At 67.1% G+C, this 18,241-nt stretch carries 20 protein-coding genes; all 20 read right to left on the minus strand.

The annotated features are described in order from the left end of the window. Positions 1-10 precede the first annotated feature (10 nt). From HWV67_RS21715 to HWV67_RS21810, 20 genes are read right to left on the minus strand one after another with little or no spacing between them, the layout of a single operon-like run. Positions 11-1,237: a beta-ketoacyl-ACP synthase gene (locus HWV67_RS21715; protein ID WP_175652717.1), complete on the minus strand. Its 1,227-nt coding sequence runs from the start codon at positions 1,235-1,237 to the stop codon at positions 11-13. Next, positions 1,237-1,965 (minus strand): 3-oxoacyl-ACP reductase FabG, encoded by a 729-nt coding sequence (fabG, locus tag HWV67_RS21720; protein WP_175652718.1) that lies wholly within the window; start codon positions 1,963-1,965, stop codon positions 1,237-1,239. Before fabG ends, HWV67_RS21715 begins: the two co-directional genes overlap by 1 nt. Then, positions 1,962-2,429 (minus strand): ApeP family dehydratase, encoded by a 468-nt coding sequence (locus tag HWV67_RS21725; protein WP_095156307.1) that lies wholly within the window; start codon positions 2,427-2,429, stop codon positions 1,962-1,964. Before HWV67_RS21725 ends, fabG begins: the two co-directional genes overlap by 4 nt. Then, positions 2,426-3,625: a beta-ketoacyl-[acyl-carrier-protein] synthase family protein gene (locus HWV67_RS21730; protein WP_175652719.1), complete on the minus strand. Its 1,200-nt coding sequence runs from the start codon at positions 3,623-3,625 to the stop codon at positions 2,426-2,428. The genes HWV67_RS21725 and HWV67_RS21730 overlap by 4 nt, the downstream gene beginning before the upstream one ends. Beyond that, positions 3,622-4,116 (minus strand): hypothetical protein, encoded by a 495-nt coding sequence (locus HWV67_RS21735; RefSeq protein ID WP_175652720.1) that lies wholly within the window; start codon positions 4,114-4,116, stop codon positions 3,622-3,624. The genes HWV67_RS21730 and HWV67_RS21735 overlap by 4 nt, the downstream gene beginning before the upstream one ends. Further along, positions 4,113-4,856 carry a class I SAM-dependent methyltransferase gene (locus HWV67_RS21740; RefSeq protein WP_110970359.1) on the minus strand — a complete coding sequence of 248 codons (744 nt, stop codon included), beginning with the start codon at positions 4,854-4,856 and terminating at the stop codon, positions 4,113-4,115. Before HWV67_RS21740 ends, HWV67_RS21735 begins: the two co-directional genes overlap by 4 nt. Beyond that, positions 4,853-6,100, minus strand: coding sequence for an NAD(P)/FAD-dependent oxidoreductase (locus HWV67_RS21745; protein ID WP_110970360.1), 1,248 nt, complete (start codon positions 6,098-6,100; stop codon positions 4,853-4,855). Before HWV67_RS21745 ends, HWV67_RS21740 begins: the two co-directional genes overlap by 4 nt. Beyond that, complete coding sequence (locus HWV67_RS21750) at positions 6,087-7,247, minus strand: sodium:proton antiporter (RefSeq protein WP_175652721.1); 1,161 nt, start codon at positions 7,245-7,247, stop codon at positions 6,087-6,089. The genes HWV67_RS21745 and HWV67_RS21750 overlap by 14 nt, the downstream gene beginning before the upstream one ends. Beyond that, positions 7,244-9,562 (minus strand): MMPL family transporter, encoded by a 2,319-nt coding sequence (locus HWV67_RS21755; protein WP_175652722.1) that lies wholly within the window; start codon positions 9,560-9,562, stop codon positions 7,244-7,246. The genes HWV67_RS21750 and HWV67_RS21755 overlap by 4 nt, the downstream gene beginning before the upstream one ends. After that, on the minus strand, positions 9,552-10,151 hold the full coding sequence (locus HWV67_RS21760; protein ID WP_175652723.1) for an outer membrane lipoprotein carrier protein LolA: 600 nt from the start codon (positions 10,149-10,151) through the stop codon (positions 9,552-9,554). Before HWV67_RS21760 ends, HWV67_RS21755 begins: the two co-directional genes overlap by 11 nt. Further along, positions 10,148-10,573, minus strand: a complete 426-nt coding sequence (locus HWV67_RS21765) for an acyl-CoA thioesterase (RefSeq protein WP_110970364.1) — start codon at positions 10,571-10,573, stop codon at positions 10,148-10,150. Before HWV67_RS21765 ends, HWV67_RS21760 begins: the two co-directional genes overlap by 4 nt. Next, a complete protein-coding gene (locus tag HWV67_RS21770) occupies positions 10,566-12,110 on the minus strand; it encodes an HAL/PAL/TAL family ammonia-lyase (protein ID WP_175652724.1) in 1,545 nt (514 codons plus the stop codon). Before HWV67_RS21770 ends, HWV67_RS21765 begins: the two co-directional genes overlap by 8 nt. Continuing rightward, positions 12,091-13,023, minus strand: a complete 933-nt coding sequence (locus HWV67_RS21775) for an LpxL/LpxP family acyltransferase (protein WP_175652725.1) — start codon at positions 13,021-13,023, stop codon at positions 12,091-12,093. Before HWV67_RS21775 ends, HWV67_RS21770 begins: the two co-directional genes overlap by 20 nt. Further along, positions 13,020-13,754: a glycosyltransferase family 2 protein gene (locus tag HWV67_RS21780; protein ID WP_175652726.1), complete on the minus strand. Its 735-nt coding sequence runs from the start codon at positions 13,752-13,754 to the stop codon at positions 13,020-13,022. The genes HWV67_RS21775 and HWV67_RS21780 overlap by 4 nt, the downstream gene beginning before the upstream one ends. Further along, positions 13,747-15,420 (minus strand): acyl-CoA synthetase family protein, encoded by a 1,674-nt coding sequence (locus HWV67_RS21785; protein WP_175652727.1) that lies wholly within the window; start codon positions 15,418-15,420, stop codon positions 13,747-13,749. The genes HWV67_RS21780 and HWV67_RS21785 overlap by 8 nt, the downstream gene beginning before the upstream one ends. Next, positions 15,417-15,962, minus strand: coding sequence for a hypothetical protein (locus HWV67_RS21790; RefSeq protein WP_175652728.1), 546 nt, complete (start codon positions 15,960-15,962; stop codon positions 15,417-15,419). Before HWV67_RS21790 ends, HWV67_RS21785 begins: the two co-directional genes overlap by 4 nt. After that, positions 15,959-16,213 (minus strand): acyl carrier protein, encoded by a 255-nt coding sequence (locus HWV67_RS21795; protein WP_110970370.1) that lies wholly within the window; start codon positions 16,211-16,213, stop codon positions 15,959-15,961. Before HWV67_RS21795 ends, HWV67_RS21790 begins: the two co-directional genes overlap by 4 nt. 9 nt (positions 16,214-16,222) lie before the next feature. Next, positions 16,223-16,492 carry a phosphopantetheine-binding protein gene (locus HWV67_RS21800; protein ID WP_175652729.1) on the minus strand — a complete coding sequence of 90 codons (270 nt, stop codon included), beginning with the start codon at positions 16,490-16,492 and terminating at the stop codon, positions 16,223-16,225. Continuing rightward, positions 16,464-17,279, minus strand: a complete 816-nt coding sequence (locus HWV67_RS21805) for a lysophospholipid acyltransferase family protein (protein WP_175652730.1) — start codon at positions 17,277-17,279, stop codon at positions 16,464-16,466. The genes HWV67_RS21800 and HWV67_RS21805 overlap by 29 nt, the downstream gene beginning before the upstream one ends. Beyond that, on the minus strand, positions 17,255-17,971 hold the full coding sequence (locus HWV67_RS21810) for a beta-ketoacyl synthase chain length factor (protein ID WP_175652731.1): 717 nt from the start codon (positions 17,969-17,971) through the stop codon (positions 17,255-17,257). The genes HWV67_RS21805 and HWV67_RS21810 overlap by 25 nt, the downstream gene beginning before the upstream one ends. Between the last annotated feature and the right edge of the window lie 270 nt (positions 17,972-18,241).

Consider the following 18,241-nt stretch of genomic DNA (forward strand, 5'->3'; position numbering starts at 1 on the left):
TGTCAGGTGTTCAGGACCAGCGACGGAAAATCAGCGAGGTATTGACCCCGCCAAAGGCGAAATTGTTGCTCATGACATAACCATGGCTCATCGCGCGGAACTCGCCACACAGATAATCCAGTTCGCCACAGCGCGGATCGACGGTTTCCAGGTTCAGGGTGTGCACATAACGGTCGCTGTTCATCATTTCGATGCTGAACCACGCCTCCAGTGCGCCGCAAGCGCCCAGGGTGTGACCGAGGAAGCTTTTCTGTGAGCTGATCGGCATTCGTGGGCCGAATAGGCTGCTGGTGGCCAGGGTTTCGGCGATGTCGCCTTGTTCGGTAGCGGTGCCGTGGCCGTTGACGTAGCCGATCGCCTCGGGCGCCAGCGCGGCATCTTCCAGGGCCAGTTCCATCGCCCGGCGCATGGTCACCTGCTCCGGGCGGGTGGTGTGCTGGCCGTCGGCGTTGCTGCCGAAACCGACGATCTCGGCGTAGATGTGCGCGCCGCGCGCGAGGGCGTGTTCCAGTTCTTCCAGCACCAGCATGCCGGCGCCTTCGCCGATCACCAGGCCGTCGCGGCCGCTGTCGTACGGGCTTGGCGTGGTTTGCGGGGCGTCGTTTTTCAGGCTGGTGGCGTAGAGCGCGTCGAACACCATGGCCTCGGTCGGGCACAGCTCTTCGGCGCCGCCGGCAACCATCATCGGCAGGCGGCCGAACTTGATCGCCTCGTAGGCGTAGCCGATGCCCTGGCTGCCGCTGGTACAGGCGCTGGACGTCGGGATCAGGCGCCCGGTGAGGCCGAAGAAGATGCTGATATTGGCCGCGGTGGTGTGCGGCATCATGCGCACGTAGGAGTTGGCGTTGAGGCCCTCGGCCACCGAGTTGAGCAGCATGTTGCCGAACGCCTTGATGTCCTCGGTGCTGCCGGTGGACGAGCCGCACGCCACGCCCATGCGGCCGTCGCGGATCGACGGGTCGTCGAGCAGGCCGGCATCCAGCAGCGCGTTCTGCGACGCCGCGACCGCCATCCGCGAGACGCGGCCCATGCTGCGCAACTGCTTGCGGGTCCAGTTGGCGGGGACGGCGAAATCATCCACCGGCCCGGCCAGGCGGGTGTTGAGTTCCGCGAAGCGATCCCACTCGTCCATGCGGCGGATGCCGCTGCGATTGGCGGCGAAGTTGGCGGCGATGGTCGGCCAGTCGCTACCCAGGGAAGTGATGCCGGCCATGCCGGTGACAACCACACGTTTCATCAGCACAGGCCTCCGTTGACCGCCAGGACCTGGCGGGTGATGTAGGCGGCTTCCGCCGACATCAGGAAATTCACCGCGCCGGCGACTTCTTCCGGAGTACCCATGCGCTGCGCCGGGATCATTTTCAGCAGCTCATCGACCGGCACGTGCTCGTCCAGCATCGCCGTGTCGATCAGCCCCGGCGCAACGCAGTTGACGGTGATGCGGCGCTTGCCCAGCTCGATGGCGAGGGCCTTGGCGGCGCCGATCACGCCGGCCTTGGAGGCGCTGTAGTTGACCTGGCCGCGGTTGCCGATCAGCCCGGACACCGAGGTGATGCAAACGATGCGGCCCGGCGCGCGGCGACGGATCATCGGCATCGTCAGCGGGTGCAGGACGTTGTAGAAACCGTCGAGGTTGGTGCGCAGCACCTGATCCCAATCGTCGTCGGTCAGCGCCGGGAAGGCGCCGTCGCGGGTCAGTCCGGCATTGCACACCACGCCGTAGTAGGCGCCGTGGGTTTCCACGTCGTCAGTGAGAATGGCGGCGCAGGCGGCGCGGTCGGCGACATCGAACTGCAGCACCCGGGCCTGCTGGCCAAGGGCGCGGACTTCCTCGGCGACGGCCTCGGCTTCGGCGCGGCCGCTGCGGCAGTGCAGGACCAGGTCGTAACCGGCGCGGGCCAGGCGCAGGGCGATGGCCCGGCCGATGCCACGGCTGGAGCCGGTGACCAGGATGGTGTCAGTCATTGCGGGGACTCCTCGGAGCCTGCCTCGGCCAGGTAAGTGGCGGCCTGTGGCGGGCGAAAAACGTTCAGGCGGGCCGTGGCGTAAATGCCAGGGCCATGCAGATGGCACTCGAACACGCCCATGCCGTTCTCGTCTTCCAGCGAGCGTTGGGCGTGGATGCGCAGGTGCGAATCGGCGGGGAAATGCTCGACATCACATTGGAACTTGCGGGTGCCGAGCAAAAAGCCCAGCTCCACCGGCTTGCCCTGCTGGCGCGCGCGGCAGCCGGCGTAGGCGGCGACGGTCTGGGCCATCAGTTCGATGCCGACCCAGGCCGGCAGGCTGCCGTCCGGGCGATTGAACAGACCGCCGGGGCGGACGGTGACGTGGGCGTGGATCTGCTCCTCGTCGAACGACTCGATCCCGTCGATGAGGATCATGTCGCCGGCATGGGGCAGCAATTCGGCCAGTGGCCAGGCAATCATGGGGTGTCTCCGAGAATCAGGCTGACGTTGTTGCCACCGAAGGCGAACGAGTTGCTCATCAGGTGCCGCGGGCCTTGCAGCGGCAAGCGCTGGTCGCCATCGAGCAGGTTCAGCGGCGCCAGTTGCGGGTCGCGCGCGCCGTCCCAGACCTGCGGCGGCAGGCGGCCTTCGCGGTTGTCCGCGGCCAGTGCCAGCCAGCAGAACGCCGCTTCCAGCGCGCCGGCGGCGCCGAGGGTGTGGCCGGTCATCGGCTTGCTCGACGAGCAGGGCAGGCGCTCGCCGAACAGGGCGTTGACCGCCAGGCTTTCCATGGCGTCGTTGTGCCGGGTGGCGGTGCCGTGCAGGTTCAGGTAATCAATCTGGTCCGGCGCCAGGCGGGCATTTTCCAGCGCCTTGCGCATCGCCTGCAAGGCGCCGGTGCCTTCGGGATCCGGTGCGGAAATATGGTGGGCGTCGGAGCTGGCGCCGGCGCCGAGCAGGGCGACGGTGGCGCCTGTCGGGTTGGCCTCGCGGGTCATCAGGAACACCGCCGCGCCTTCGCCGATATTGATGCCGTCACGGTTGACCGAGAACGGGTTGCAGCGTTGTGCGCTGACCGCCTCAAGGGCGCTGAAGCCGTTGAGGGTCAGCTTGCACAGGCTGTCGACGCCGCCGCAGATCACCGCGTCGCACAGGCCCAGGTCGAGCAGGCGGCGGGCGCTCATCAGGGCCCGGGCGCCGGAGGTGCAGGCGGTGGAAATGACATAGGCCGGCCCGCTCAGTTCCAGCCAGTTGGCGAGGAAGGCCGCGGGTGCGCCGAGTTGCTGTTGGGCGTAGTCGTAGCTGGGCGGAAAATGCTGCTCGCGCAGGTGTTGGGCGATGCCCTGGCTGGCTTCTTCGATCCCGGAGGTGCTGGTGCCGAGGACCACGCCGACCCGCAGTGCACCAAAGCGCTCGATCGCCGCGCGCAACTGCGCTTCGATCTGCAGGCAGGCGGCGTACAACAGTTGGTTGTTGCGGCTTTGCTGATGCGCCAGATGCGTCGGCAGCACGGGCAATTCGCCGGGCACGGCCGCTACCGGGATGCTCCGTCCGGTCACCCAGTGATCGCTCTTGCGCATGCCGGAGCAGTCGCCGGCGAACAGACCGCGGGTAACTTCAGCCTGATCGCGGCCAAGGGCACACACCAGGCCCAGGGCATTCAGATAAGCGGTCATGGCGTGTTCTCGCGGGGCAGGGGGCTGACTAGATAACGCAGGCCCTGCCCAAGGTTCAAGGTGAAGTCGTCGGCTTGTCGATAGTCGACCCGCCAGCGTTCGCCCAGCCAGCGTTGTTTGTCTTGCTGGCGTGCCCCGGGATAGAGGCGTTGCAACTGCTCGGCGGGGGTCAGGGCGAACAGCAACCCGGCGAACATTTCACGGGCGGCCGGGTTGGGCGGCAGCAGGCCGTCGGCTTGCCAGGTGCCCTGATCGAGCAATTGCCGCGCCTGGGGAATGCCCAGCAAATCCATCAATGACCAGCGCAGCCGCTGGTCTTCGCGCTGGATCACCAGCAGCCAGTCCTGGCGCTCCCCAGCCTGTTCGCGCTGCACATGCAACTGCATCGGCAGCGCCAGTGGCGGCAACTGTTCGGGCAGCGGCGCGTTGCTGGCGCAGGCGCCGAGCAACAGGCAGACGCTCAGGACGAACAAGGGCAGCAGGCGTTTCATGAGGCGGGCACGTCCGGGGTCAGCGGTTTGCGGGCGACGACGTTGACCAGGGTTTCCTCACGCTGGCCAACGGGCGGGGGCTTGCGCAGGCCGGTGCGCTCCAGCAGGCCGAAGTCGCTGGAGCGGCTCCACCACAGGTACGGGTAGGAGACGTTGCGCGGGGTGAACTCGAAGCCCTGGTCGCGAAGCATCTGCAGATACCCTTCGGCGCTCTTTTGCACATGCATCGGATGGCGGAACAGCCAGCGGATCACCCAGGTGTCGATGTACGCCTCGGTGGACTCGGCAAACAGCAAGTAACCACCGGGCTTGAGCACGCGCCAGAACTCGGCGAGGGCTTTTTCCTGTTCGACCAGGTGATGGAAGGTCTGGTGGCAGAACAGGATATCGACGCTGGCGTCGGCGAATTGCAGCGCCGCGCAGTCACTGCCGCGCAGCTCCACGTTCAGGCCCAGGCGACGGGCCTCGGCCTGGCTCAGTTCGAGGCTGTGCGGGTCGGCGTCGGTGCCTTGCAACTGGCCCGGCGCGAACACTTCGTTGAGGCGGCGGAACGAGCGACCCTGGCCGCAGCCGACGTCCAGCAGCACCGGCGCCTTGGGCGGCTCCTGGTCGAACAGCGTGCGCAGGTCGTTGATCGCCACCCGCAGCACATGGTGCTGCCAGGTGTGGCTGCGCAGGAACCAGAAGCCGAAGCGAGTTTCCTCGACGTAGCTGTCGCTGAAGAAGGGTTGCTCGCTCATGCCGCCGTCCTTGCGCAGACTTCAGCGAGCATGCGCAGGCGGCGCTTGGGTTCGCTGACGAAGGGGTTCTTCTGGTCCCAGGCGTAGCCGGCGAGGATCGAGCTGATCATCGCGCGGATCTCGTCGGAGCTGCCCGGGTGGTAGATCACATCCTGGAAGCCGCCGTTGTACCAGCCTTCGACGTAGGCGCGGAAGGTGTCCACGCCGCGCTTGAGCGGGGTGGCGAACTCGCTTTCCCAGTCCACCGCTTCGCCCTGCAACTGACGGTGCAGCACGGCCGCGGCCATGCTCGCCGAACGCATGGCGATGGTTACCCCGGAGGAGAACACCGGGTCGAGGAATTCGGCGGCGTTGCCCAGCAGGGCGAAGCCTTTGCCGTGCAGCGTCTTGACGTTGGCCGAGTAGCCGCCGATGGTCCGCGCCGGGGTGTCCCACACGGCGTTGGCCAGCACTTTGGACAGGCTTGGGGTCTGCGCGACGAAGTCTTTCAGGCAGGCATCCAGGTCGCTCGGCGCGTTGGCGTAGTGCTCGGCGGCGGCGACCACACCGAGGGAGCAGCGACCGTCACTGAACGGGATGGTCCAGAACCAGATGTCGCGGTGCTCGGGGTGGGTGGTGATAAGGATCTTCTCGCGGTCGAAACCCGGGTGGTCAATGCGGTCTTCAATATGGGTGAACACCGCCTGGCGCACCGGGAAGCTGGACGGCGCTTCGAGGTCCAGCAGGCGCGGCAGCACGCGGCCGTAACCGCTGGCATCGAGGACGAACTGCGCTTCGACGCGGTACTCGCTGCCGTCCAGGCGACGGACGCTCAGGTGCGGGTGCTCGCGCTCGAAATCGGCGGCGATGATTTCTTCTTCGTAGCGGATCTCGACGCCTTGCAGGGCGGCCTGGTCGGCCAGCAACTGGTCGAAGCGCGCGCGCTGCACCTGGAAGGTGGTCGGCTTGCCGCGCGAGAAGGTCTCGCCGAAATCAAAGGCGCTGTACTCGTCGCCCCAGGCGAATGCCGCGCCGTTCTTGCGCTGGAACCCGGCCGCTTCGAGGGCTTCGAGCATGCCGGCTTCCTCGACGAAATCGAGGCAGTGCGACAGCAGGCTTTCGCCGATGGAGAAACGCGGGAAACGCTGGCGCTCGATGATCAGCACGTCATGGCCCTGGCGCTTGAGCAGGGCGGCGGCGATCGCGCCGGACGGGCCGGCGCCGATGATCAGGACCTGGCGTTGTTGCAATTCAGTGTTCGGCATAAGGCCTCCTTGCCGTCGGAATAGTCTTGAGAGGAATGCGGTGCAGCCCGGCGATGGCGGGCATGAGTGTGGCGACCAGGCTCATCAGCATCAGCGCGAAGTACAGCGCCGGGCTGATCAAGTGCTGTTGCAGGAGCAGGTTGAGAAAGACGATTTCGCTGAGGCCGCGAATGTTCAGCAGCAGCGTTTCGCGCCATTTGCTCGCGCCTTCGAACGAAGACCCTGCCCAGCTCAGGCCGAGCCAGTTGCCCAGCAGCTTGCTGACGATCGGCAGCAAGAGCAGGGCGGCCAGATGTACCGCATCGAAGCCTTGCAGGACGTGATGGATGTCAATCTGGATGATGCCGAAGGTGAGGATCAGCGGAATCGCCACGCCGTTCTGCAGGCGCTTGATCCACCGCGCGGGCAACGGCATGCGCAGTGGCAGCTTGAGCCAGGCCAGGCAGCACAGGTAACCGATGCCAAAGATCAGCGCGTTGAGGCGGTAGTGCTCGGCGATGAACAGCAACACCAGGAACAACAGGCCGTAGAGTGCCGGCCGGCGCAGACCGAGGGCGTACAGCGGCAGCGGCAGGCAGGCGCCGAGCAGCGGCAGGATCAGGCTCAGCGGTTGCAGGCTGCCCTTGCCCAGGCCGAACAGCAGCCAGCAGACCACGTCGATCATGATCGCCGCCTGCATCAACCGGCGCGTGGCGGCGGGCGGGTAATCGATATTGCTCAGGTACAGGTACAGCACCGGGATGGCGGTGATGGCGAAGACCAGGCCGAGGGCGAGCGAGGTCAGCCAGGGTTGCTCGGGCAGCAGCCACACACCGCAGGCCAGGCCGCAGGCGAAGGGCACAAGGAAACTGGGCAGGGCGATCTTCAGGCTCTGCCGGTCGAATTTCAGCTCCACCACATCCGAGAGAATGTGCCCCAGCAAGAGGGCGAAGCTCATGCCGTAGAGGGTTTTCAGCCAGAGGGGCGCGACCAGTTCCGCGCCGCTGAGCTGCCAGTTCGGCTCGACCCAGAACAGCATCAGCAGCGGCAGGCCGAGGGTCGCCAGCAGCAACTGGCTGACGATGCTGATCAGGCCCAGGCGCCGGCCAATCTCGCTGGCGATCAGGAATAGCGACAGGGCCAGGGCCCAGAACAGCAGAATGGTCATGCCGACGCTTCCTTGTGGCGGCTGGCGGCCCAGGGGGCCAGGACGAAGCTGAAGGCCAGGCCGAGGCTGACCGCCAGGCCGAAGTTACTCACCGCCGGCGTACTGGACACCGCCAGCAGGCCGAACGACAGCCAGGTGGTGGTCGCCGCCAGCAGGGTGCCGAGCAGGCTGACGGCGCTGCCGCCGATGTGTTCGTGCATGAGGATCGAGTAATCGACGCTGATGGCGGTGACCAGCAGCAGGCCGAACAGGCTGAACAACGTCAGCGGCTGACCCAGCCAGCCAAGACTGGCCAGGCTGCACAGTGCCGCCAGCAGCGGCAGGGCGACGATGCGCAGGGCGCCACCGAAGCCGAACGGCAGGATCAGCAGCAAGGCGATCAGCACGCAGGACAACAGCTTCAATTCGGCGGCGCTGATCTGGGTGGCGGCGAACAGGCGGTTGAGGTCGCCGAGGCGGTCCACCAGTTGCACGCCATCGAGGTCCACCACCTGCTGGCGCAGCAGCGCCGGATCGCTCAGGCCCTGGAGGCTGACGACGGCGGCCACACCCTGGTCGCCGGCACCGAGCCAGAGCGGCCGCCAGGCTTCGCCCAACGGCCCGGCCAGGACTTGATCGATATCCAGCGTCGGCAAGGCTTGCACCTGCTTCAACTCGTTTTCCAGGGTGGCGGATGGCACGCCGACGTCCAGCAGCGGCTGCCAGTGTTCGGGCAGGCGGGCCAGTGCGTCGCGTACCTGTTGTTGATCGGCGGAGCTGGCGATCGCCTGGCTGAGCGCCATATAACCTTTCAGCGTGCCAGCCTGGACCTGCTGGTCGAGGCGCGTGCCCAGTGCCTGCAAGCGCGAGAGCAGTTGGCTCTGGTCGACGCCGCGCACCAGGTAGAACTGGCTGGTGGGCTGGTAGCCGGTGATGCGCGCGACATCCTTGGCTTCCTCCAGCAGGCGCGGCGAGCTGCCCACCCACTGGCGAATGTCGTTGCGGGTCTCCAGGTGCCACAGGCCGCCGAGGCAGAACAGCAGCAACAGGCCGAGCAGCGCCGGGCTCGGCACCCGGCGCAGCAATGCTTCACGCAGGTTGACCAAGGCGGTGGCGAGGGTCAGCGGCCATTGCGCCGGTTGCAGTTCGACGCCCTTGAGCAGCGCCGGCAGCAGGCACACCGCGCTGAGGTAGGCGCCGATCAGGCCGGCGGCGGAAAAGGCGGCGATCTGGGTCAGTGCCGGGAATGGCGTGAACGCCAGCGCCAGGTAGCCGATGCAACTGGTGGCCAGGCTGAGGCTCATGCCCGGCAGGGTCAGGCGCACCGCAGGCCAACTGTGCCAGGGGCGCAGGCTCCAGCTTTTCGACAGGTAGTGCAGCGGGTAATCCACCGCCACGCCGATCAGGCTGGAGCCGAGAACCAGGGTCATCACATGCATCTGGCCGAACAGCGCGACGCAGGCGGTGGCGCCGAACAGCATGCCCACCAGCACCGGGACGAAGGCCAGTAGCGCCCGTGGTCGGCGGAACGCCAGCAGCAACAGCAGGATGATGCCCAGCGTGGCGCCGCCACCGACCCAGGTCATTTCGCGCTGCGCCTGTTGCTGGCCATCGGCGGCGTAGAGCAGGCCGCTGGCGGCAATCAGCCGGGCGCCTTGCTGGTCGGCAAGGTGGCGACCGTCGGCGAGCAGCCCGGCCACCTGCAACGGCAGCTTCATGTCGAAGGCGTTGCCTTGGGTGCGGGCGCGCAGCATCACCCAGTGCTGGCCGTCGGCTTCGGCGATCAGGCTGCCGCTGGCGGTATCGAACTGGATGGCCGCCGGACGCGGCTGGCTGTTCTGGATACGCCCGGTCAGGCCCAGCCAGTCATCCTGGCTCGGCACCAGGCTGAAGCCGGAAAAGGGGTCGAACAGGCTTTGCACGCGCTGCTGGATAAAGGCTTGGGGCGATTCCACCAGCGTGTGCCGGTCCGCCGCCGAGAGCATTGCCAGACGGCCTTGCAGCAATTGCGCACGCAGCGCGGCGATGTCGGTCTGCAAGCTCCACTGGACTTTCTCGAACAGGCCGCTGGCCTGCCATTGCTCGCCCAGTTGCGCCGCGAGGGCGATGGCTTTGTCACGTTCGGGATGGCCGACCAGCACCAGGATTTCGCGGTTCAGCGGCTCCTGCATGCGCTGTTCGGCACGCTTGACCAGCGGGTCTTCGGTAGCACCGGGGACCAGGCTCATCAGGTCGGCAGACAGCGGCGCGCCGCGATGCCACTGCCAGCCCGCCAGCAGCAGGACGGTGCAGAGGATCAGCAGGAACAGTCGCGGCAGCAGGCGCTCAGTCGACAAGGTCGTGGCGCTCCGCGTCGGTCAGGCTGGCGCTGGTGCTCGATGGCATGCGCAGGACCGTGCTGTCGCCCTGGGTCTCCTGCAACTGGATGCGCTCGACATAGCGGCCGCCATCAATGTCGATCTGGTTGAAGATCTGCTTGATCAGCAGCGACTTCGGCACCAGCCGCAGTTGCCAGCGCTGCGCGTCGCCTTGCAGGCTCAGCTCGAAGTCCCGCTCCAGGCCGCTGCTGTCGCCTTGCAGCACGGCGAAGAACAGCTTGTTCTGCTCGGTTCCGGCGGTGCGCGTCGGCACCATCTGCCAGCCGGACGCATCGCGGCGGGCGATGCCCTTGGCGTTGAGCCGGTAATCCTGTTGCAGCGGCGTTTGCAGCAGCCACAGCAGGCCGTGGTCGCGGGCGAGGACGAAGTGGCCCTTGCTCAGCAGTGGCTGGGGCAGGGCGCGCAGGTGTTTTTCCTGGACGAACTCGCCCTTGATCACTTCCGGCTCGCTCAATTGCTTGCGCAGGTCGTTCAGGTCGAACGCCTGGGCCAGCGCGCTGGCGCTCAGCAGGCCGAGGCAGAGCAGGCTTCGCAGCAGCGGCTTCATGACAGCACCTTGTTCACGGCGTCGAGCATCACCTGCGGCGAGGCCAGTTGCATCTCGCGGCTTTCGATGTGCACCGCGACCTGCACCGAGCTGGCGCGGGTCATGCGTTCGCCCGTGGCGGCGTCGCTGATCAGGTAGTTGATCTTCAGCCGGTTTTCCCACTCCACCAGGCTGGCGCGCACCTTCAGGCGCTGGCCGAACACTGCGCCGCGCACGTAGCGCAGTTGCAGGTCGATCACCGGCCACGCGTAACCCGAGGCGAGCATCTGCTGATAGTTGTGGCCGAGGTGGTCGAGCAGCGCGCAACGCGCCACTTCCAGGTATTTGACGTAATGCCCGTGCCAGACCACCAGCATGCTGTCGACGTCGAAGAACGGCACCAGCACTTCGGTGTCGACGTGCAGCGCTCCCTGACTACGCATGCAGCCTCCAGTGTTGTGCGGCGATACGTTGCAGGCACAGGCGCAGATCGCTTTCCAGCGCGCGGTCTTCGATCACCGGGGCGAAGTCGCCGAGCAGTTGGTCGTGCATTGCCGCCAGCGCGGGTGGCAGGTCACGGGCCTCGGCTTCGCGACCGCGCAGCCAGACGCCCTGGTTGGCGGCCAGCAGGGTGGCGGCGGCGACCTGTTCGGTCAGCTCCAGCACCCGCAGTGCGTCACGGGCGGCGATGGTGCCCATGCTCACCTTGTCCTGGTTGTGGCACTCGGTGGAGCGTGAGAACACGCTGGCCGGCATGGTGTTTTTCAGGGCCTCGGCGGTCCAGGCGCTGGTGCCGATCTGCACGGCCTTGAAACCGTGGTTGAGCATGGCGCGCTCGGCGCTGGCGCCGGACAGGTTGCTCGGCAGGCCGTGGTTGTAGCGCACGTCCACCAGCAGGGCGAGCTGACGGTCGAGCAGGTCGGCGACGTTGGCCACGAGGTTCTTCAGGCTGTCCATGGCGAAGGCGATGTGCCCGCCATAAAAGTGCCCGCCGTGCAGCACGCGCTCGGCTTCGGCGTCGATGATCGGGTTGTCGTTGGCGCTGTTCAGTTCGGTCTCGATGAACCCGCGCAGCCAGCCCAGCGAGTCGGCCAGCACGCCCAGCACATGGGGCGCGCAGCGCAGCGAGTAGCGGTCTTGCAGGCGGTGCAGCGGCGCGGTCGGTGCGTCGATGGCGAGGTCTTGGCGAATCCAAGCGGCCACTTGCATCTGGCCGGGGTGCGGCTTGGCGGCGAACAGGCGCTCGTCGAAGTGCTCCGGGTTGCCTTGCAGGGCGACCACGTTGAGCGCGGTGATGCGGGTCGCCAGCTTGAGCAGGTAATCGGCGCGGGCGAAGGCCTGGCAGGCCAGGCCGGTCATCACGGCGGTGCCGTTCATCAGCGCCAGGGCTTCTTTGGGCCGCAGCACCAGCGGTTCCCAGCCCAGCTCGCGGTGCACGTCGGCGGCCAGGCGGCGTTCGCCACGGAACAGCACTTCGCGCTCGCCGGAGAGGGTCGCGGCGACATAGGACAGCGGCGTCAGGTCACCGCTGGCGCCTACCGAGCCTTCTTCCGGGATCAGCGGCAGGATGTCGTGGGCGAGAAACGCCTGCAGGCGCTCCAGCAGTTCGATGCGCACCCCGGACACGCCGTGGCACAGCGACTGCAAACGGGCGGCGAGCACGGCGCGGGTCGCCGGGGCGTCCAGCAGACGGCCCAGGCCGCAGCCATGGAAGGTGTAGAGGTGACGCGGCAGGGCCTCGACGTGTTCCAGCGGCACGGCCACTACGCAGGAGTCGCCGTAGCCGGTGGTCACGCCGTAGATCACGCCTTCCTTGTCCAGCAGGGTGTCGAGGAACTGCGCGCCGCGGGCGATCCGGGCGCGGTAGTCAGCGTCGGCCTGCAGGCGCGATTCGGCCTGGCGCTGGCTCACGGCCTGGATGTCTTCGATTGAAAGCGGCGACTCGCCGAACGTTACAGGCTCATGCGGATGCATCGTCATCAGTCTTCCAGAATGGGTAGAAATTGAACCATTGCTGCGGCGCTTGCAGGCAATAGTGGCCAAGGCGCTCGGCGTAGCGGCCGGCCCAGTCGGCGATCACTTGATCGCGCTGGCCACGGCGCCATTCGATGGCCGGGGCAAAGGGTTCGAGGGTCACCTGGTAACGGCCATCGCGTTTCAGGCAGAAGAACAGGTTGGTCTGGCACTTGAGCAAGCCGGCCAGCAGCCACGGGCCTTGCGGGAAGGGCGCCGGATGGCCGAGGAAATCCACCGTGACCGTGCGCCCGCCGTGCAGCGGCACGCGGTCGCCGGCGATCGCCAGCCATTCGCCGCGCTCCAGGCGCTGGCTCAATTGCAGCATGATCGCCGGGTCCAGCTCGCTGACCTGGATCAGCCGCAGGTTGGTCGCCCCGGCCTCGCCCAGCAGACGGTTGAAGCGCTCGGCGTGCTTGGTGTGGACCAGCACGTTCATGGTCACTTGCTCGCCCAGTTCGGCGAGCGCCCGGCACACTTCGAGGTTGCCCAGGTGCGCGCCCACCAGCATCTGCCCGCGTTCGGCGCGCAACTGGCTGCGCAGGTTGGCGGGATCGACGATCTCGATCTGATCCAGGCCGAGCCGGCCGTTCCACACATCCAGCTTGTCCAGCAGGGCATCGGCGAAGGCCATGAACTGGCCGAACACCCGGCGATGGCTCGGCCGCAGTTCTTGCTGGCCGCTCCATTGCGCCAGGCGCTGCTGGTACTGCCAGGCGCTGTGGCGGGCACGGCGTCCGAACAGGAAGAAGTACAGGACGATGCCGTAGAGGATCGGGCTGAGCAGGCGCCGGCCCAGCAGCTTGACGCCGAAGGCGGTGAGCTTCATTAGCAGGAAGCTGCCGCGCTCTTCGTGGGCGGCCCAGTGCCGTTCGCTCATGCCCGCCACCGCCGCCAGAGAATGACCGGCGCGCGCAGGAGCATGCCGAAGAACAGCTTGGTGTGCATGGTCGAGATCAGCGCGTTGTCGTGGAACAGACGGAAATGCGAGAGGCCGTCCTGCGGGTAATGGACCTTGGTCGGCAGCCAGCGCATCGGCTGGTTGCGCCACGCCAGGCGGACGAGGATTTCCGGGTCGAAGTCCATGCGCCGGCCGAGGTTGACCGAGTTGATCAGGGCCAGCACCGGCGGCAGCGGATAGACGCGAAAGCCGCACATCGAATCGGGAATGCGCAGCGACAGGCTGTTGATCCACACCCACACGTGGGTCAGGTAGCGCGCGTACAGGCGGCCCTTCGGCACGCTTTCGTCGTACTGCGGAAAGCCGCAGATCAGCGCTTCGGGGTGTTCGCGGGACTGTTCGAGAAAGCGGCTGACATCGGCCAGGTCGTGCTGGCCGTCGGCGTCCACCTGCAGGGCGTGGCTGAAGCCCAGCCGCGCCGCTTCACGCAGACCGGCCATGACCGCACCGCCCTTGCCCTGATTGACCGCCAGGCTGACCAGAAACACCTGATCCTGCTCGGCGAGTTGTTGCAGCACGCGGGCGCAGGCCGGGCTGCTGGCGTCGTCCACCAGCACGCAGGGCAGGCCGGCAGCGCGCAGGTCGGCGACCACCGCGGGCACCGCGCCTTCGTGGTTGAACACCGGGATGACCGCGCAGGGCTTATTCATCGCTGGCCTCCAGCAGGATGCGGCCGCTGGAGCAGGGCGCGCCGTCGTTGCTGTAGGCGAAGTAGAGCTTGCCGCGTTCGGCGTCGAAACGCAGGGTCAGCAGCAGGCGGTCGCCGGGGCGCACCAGTTGCTGGAACTTCAGCACTTCCATGCCGGCGAAGCGCCGTGGTCGGTCCAGCAGCGCCTGGCCGAGGGCGATGGCCCAATCGACCTGGACCACGCCGGGCAGCACCGGGGTCTTCGGGAAATGGCCGTTGAAGTACACGAGGTCGCCGGAGATCGCCAGGTGCAGGTGAGTTTCCTCGCCGTGCTGCTCTTGCGAAAGGACGTCCGGACCGTGTGGCCGCGGTGCCTGCAACAGTGCATCGACCGTGGCCTGGGGCAGCTTGCCCTGGGCTGTGTAGGGCAGTTGTCGCAGCAGCCGCCAGCGCCGCGGCAGGGCCAGGGCTTCGCAGTGCGGGACGAGGTGCGCACGCAGGCTTTCGGTGACGGCGCGTCGGCCCTGGTTGCGCAAGGCGTGCAGGCCGGCGGCGCTGAGTTGCACCAGTGCGCCGAGGAAGGCCCGGCGTTCCTGGATCATCCCCAGGCGGGTGTCTTCGACCCACGGGTGTTCCAGCAGCGCCTGTTCCAGGGTCGGCAGGGCGATGCGTTTTTCTTCCAGCTTGACGATGCGGTCCAGCCGACCAAGCAGGCGGAAGCGCCCGTGCTCGTCGAACGACACGGCGTCGGCGCTCTGTTCCACATGGCCTTCGGGCAGGTAGGGCGACTCGATGCGCAGCGCGCCTTCGTCGCTCTGGCTCAGGTGGATCCCGGCGAACGGCTGCCACAGGCTGTCGTCCTGGCGCCAGGCGATGCCACCGGTTTCCGAGCTGCCGAGGATTTCCGTCGGCCGCTGGCCGAGGCGCTCTTGCAGGGCTTGCGCGGCGTCGGCCGAGAGCTCGCCGCCGGAGGAAAACACCCGGCGCACCGGGCTCAGGGCCGGCCAGTCGAGGTTGTCGCCCATGCGCTTGAGCAGCGCCGGGCTGGCGACCCAGGCGAACGCCGGGTGCTCGCGGCTGGCGCGTTGCAGGTCTTCGGGGAACGGCAGTTGCCGGCGCACGAACGGACGACCGGCGCACAGCGGCCAGAGCACGCGGAACAGCAAGCCGTAGATGTGCTGGGTGGCGACGCTGCCGATGATGCAGGCCGGGCCGAGGTCGGCGCCCCAGAGGTCTTCCAGCACCCGCACTTCGGCGGCCAGTTGGCGCAGTTGCTTGTCGATGCGCTTGGGCTCGCCGCTGGAACCGGAGGTGCACAGGCTGACGCGGCATTCGCGCAGGTCCAGCTCGGTCGCCGCCAGCGGGGCGTCGAACAGCGCTTCGGGGCTGTGGTCCTGCTCGCTGATCCACAGGTCGACCTGATCGGCCCAGCGCTGGCGGGTCTGCGCTTGCAGGTCCGCCGGCAGCAAGACCTGGACCCCGGCGCGCCAGGCACCGAGCAATGCCACGGCGAGTTGCGCGGCGTCTTCAAGGTACACGGCGACCCGGCGAATGCCCCGGCGTTGCAGGCCCGCGGCCAGTTGCAGGGCGTGTCCGGTCAGGTCGGCGTGATCCAGCGCCGGGGCGAAGGTGACTGGCCGCGCGGCATCGGCCGGCAGCAGCAGTCGCTCAAGGTTGATCCATTTCATGAGCGTCCTCGCACACGTTGTCTTATCAGCCATTCAATGGCGAACATCAGGCCCATCAAGCCGTAGGCGATCAGGCCGTTGTACAGGGTCCACCAGCTCAGCGGCGCCCACAGGGTCAGCGCCGCGGCGACCAGGCCGTTGGCCAGGAAGAAGCCGCTCCAGACCCAGGTCACCCGGCGGGTGTAGCGGATGGCGATGTCTGGAAGCTGCGGGTCGGTCAGGCGCGCCAGGCGCTCGACGATCGGCGGCCCGAACTTCAGGCTCAGGCCGAACAGCGCGAGCATGAACGCACTGACCAGCACCGGGTACCAGCGCAGCAGCGCCGGGTCGTCCACTACTGCCAGCAGCACGCAGAAACCGATCGCCACCAGGGCCATCCAGCGTCCGCCCTGGTTGTTCGGCTGGGTCAGCGCCCGCGCCAGCCACAGCCCGCCCAACAACAGGCCGAACTGCCACGGGGCGAAATGCTCCATGCCGAAATGCACCGCGAACGGATAAAGCAGACCGGCCAGGACCAGCCCGAGGCCGATCAGGCGCTTCATGCTTCCTGGGCGACCAGGCGGTACACGGCTTCGACCACGTCGTTGACGGTGCGCACGGCCTTGAACTCGTCGGCGGCGATTTTCTTGCCGGTCTGGCGCTTGATGTGATCGATCAGGTCGACGGCGTCGATGCTGTCGATTTCCAGGTCCTGGTACAGGTTGGCGTCCAGGGTGATGCGCGCGGCGTCCAGTTCGAACAGTTCGACCAGCGCGTCGCGCAGGATGTTGAAGATGTCTTCGCGAGTTTGCATGGTGCGGTCTCAGGCTGCCTGTTTGGCGGTGACGAAAGCCGCAAGGCTGGCCACGCTGGTGAAATGGTTGCGGGTGTCTTTGGCGTCGGCGTCGATCTTGATGCCATAGCGCTTCTGGATGGCCAGGCCCAATTCCAGGGCGTCGACCGAATCCAGGCCGAGGCCTTCGCCGAACAGCGTCTGGTCGTCGCCGATGTCGTCGGCGCTGATGTCTTCCAGGCCCAGGGCCTCGATGATCAACAGCTTGATGTCATTGTTCAGGTGCGTTGCTTCGCTCATCTTCGGCGAGCTCCTTGATGAAGTACTGGTGCAGATGGTCGTTGAGTTTGCGCGAGGCCTGGGGTGCCGGGCCTTGGCTGGCGAAATCCTGGATGGTGATATCGGCGCCGACGCGCAGGCTGAAGTGCACCCGGCGCGGCGGTATCCGGTACCAGGGCTCGGCCTTGGTCAGGGTGCTGGGGTTGACCCGGATGGTGACCGGGGTAATGAATTGCGCACCGCGCAGGGCGATGGCCGCCGCGCCGCGGTGGAAGGCCGGGGCCTGACCGGGCACGGTGCGGGTGCCTTCGGGGAAGATGATCAGCGTCTGGCCGCTTTGCAGGGCGCCGACCGCGGCGTCGAGCATGTCCATGCTGCCGTCGTTGCTGATGTACTGCGCCGAGGTCACCGGGCCGCGCGTGCACGGGTTGCGGAACAGGCTCTGCTTGACCACGCAGTTGGCCTGGCGCACCAGGCCGATCAGGAACACCACGTCGATCAGCGACGGGTGGTTGGCGATGATCATCTGGCCGGGGCGCCCGAGTTTTTCCGCGCCGCTGACTTCATAGGTGAGCACGCCGCAGGCGGCCATGAACCGGATGAACCGCCAGAACAGCCAACTGATGGTGTGGCGGGCGCGTTGCCGGTGGCGGGAACTGTCACCGGGCAGGCAGGCCAGCAACGGAAACACCAGCAAGCGCAGGCAGAGCCCGCCGACGCCGAACAGCAGGAAGCTGATGGCGGTGGCGACGAGGCGCCAGAGGTAGGCGTCCTTCGGACGGCTCAGGCCTTGCGTTGCCAGTTCCATGTGCGGCCCTTCAGCGAGTGTTGGAAAGCGGACTGGTCATCGAGCCGGCTTCGCAGCCAGCTCAAGGCGTGAGGTTCGGCGGCGCCGGCGCTGCCCGATGGCGGGGCCAGGGACAGGCTCCAGTCGTCGCCCGGGGTCAGCAGCAGGCCGACGGCGTAGGCAAACGGCACATCGGTGATCCACGGGCGATAGGCCTCGGGCGGTGTTTCTTCGGCCACGATCAGCAGCACGGCGGGCGCGCCGTCATGCAGCAGGCCGGCGGCTTCCAGCACGCCCTGCTCGAAACCGTCGTCGGCTGCGGCGATGGCGCTCATCTCGCTGCGTTCGCCGCGCAGGATCGACCACAGGCCGATCACGGCGTTGTGTACCGAGAGGCTGAACTGAGTGGGCGACAGGGGCTCGCCGTTGGCGAGGTCGCTGAGGATTTCGAAGGTGCGGGGTGTCTCGCCATGGCGGGAGACGAAGACCAGCGGCAGATCGTCCAGGCCCTCGGCCAACGGCCAGCCCACGGCGAACGCCATGCGTGCCAGGCGGCTGAGGCGGCGGCGTTGCATGGCCGGCAGGAACGACACGTCGGGTGCCTGTTCGCCGTCATCGGCGATGCTGGCGCCCTGGCTCCATTGCTGCCAGTCGCCCACCGTTTGAAGGCCCGGCGCCCAAGCGCGCCACTGGCTGATATTGAAATTGATCACGGTGTTGATTCTCGCCCTGAGGGACTTCCTTGCCGAGGGGTGACTCGGAGCAACGGCCAGCAGGGGCGACACTATCGCCGAGTGCCGCGCATTATCCGGGTGCAGTGGGCTCGTAGCAAACAAACTGACAAATAAAATTGCTTGACTGGGAGGCTCAGACCCCAGCTTGCCCATTGTATTTTCAGGCGCGGGCCTTTCCCGACAGGCGGTGGTATCGGGTTGTCGGTCGGCTGCCCCGATTCTTGAGCGTTACAACGCTGGTCAAGTCGG

Origin of the sequence: Pseudomonas sp. Marseille-P9899, assembly GCF_903166565.1 — a bacterium.
Lineage (GTDB): Bacteria > Pseudomonadota > Gammaproteobacteria > Pseudomonadales > Pseudomonadaceae > Aquipseudomonas > Aquipseudomonas huaxiensis.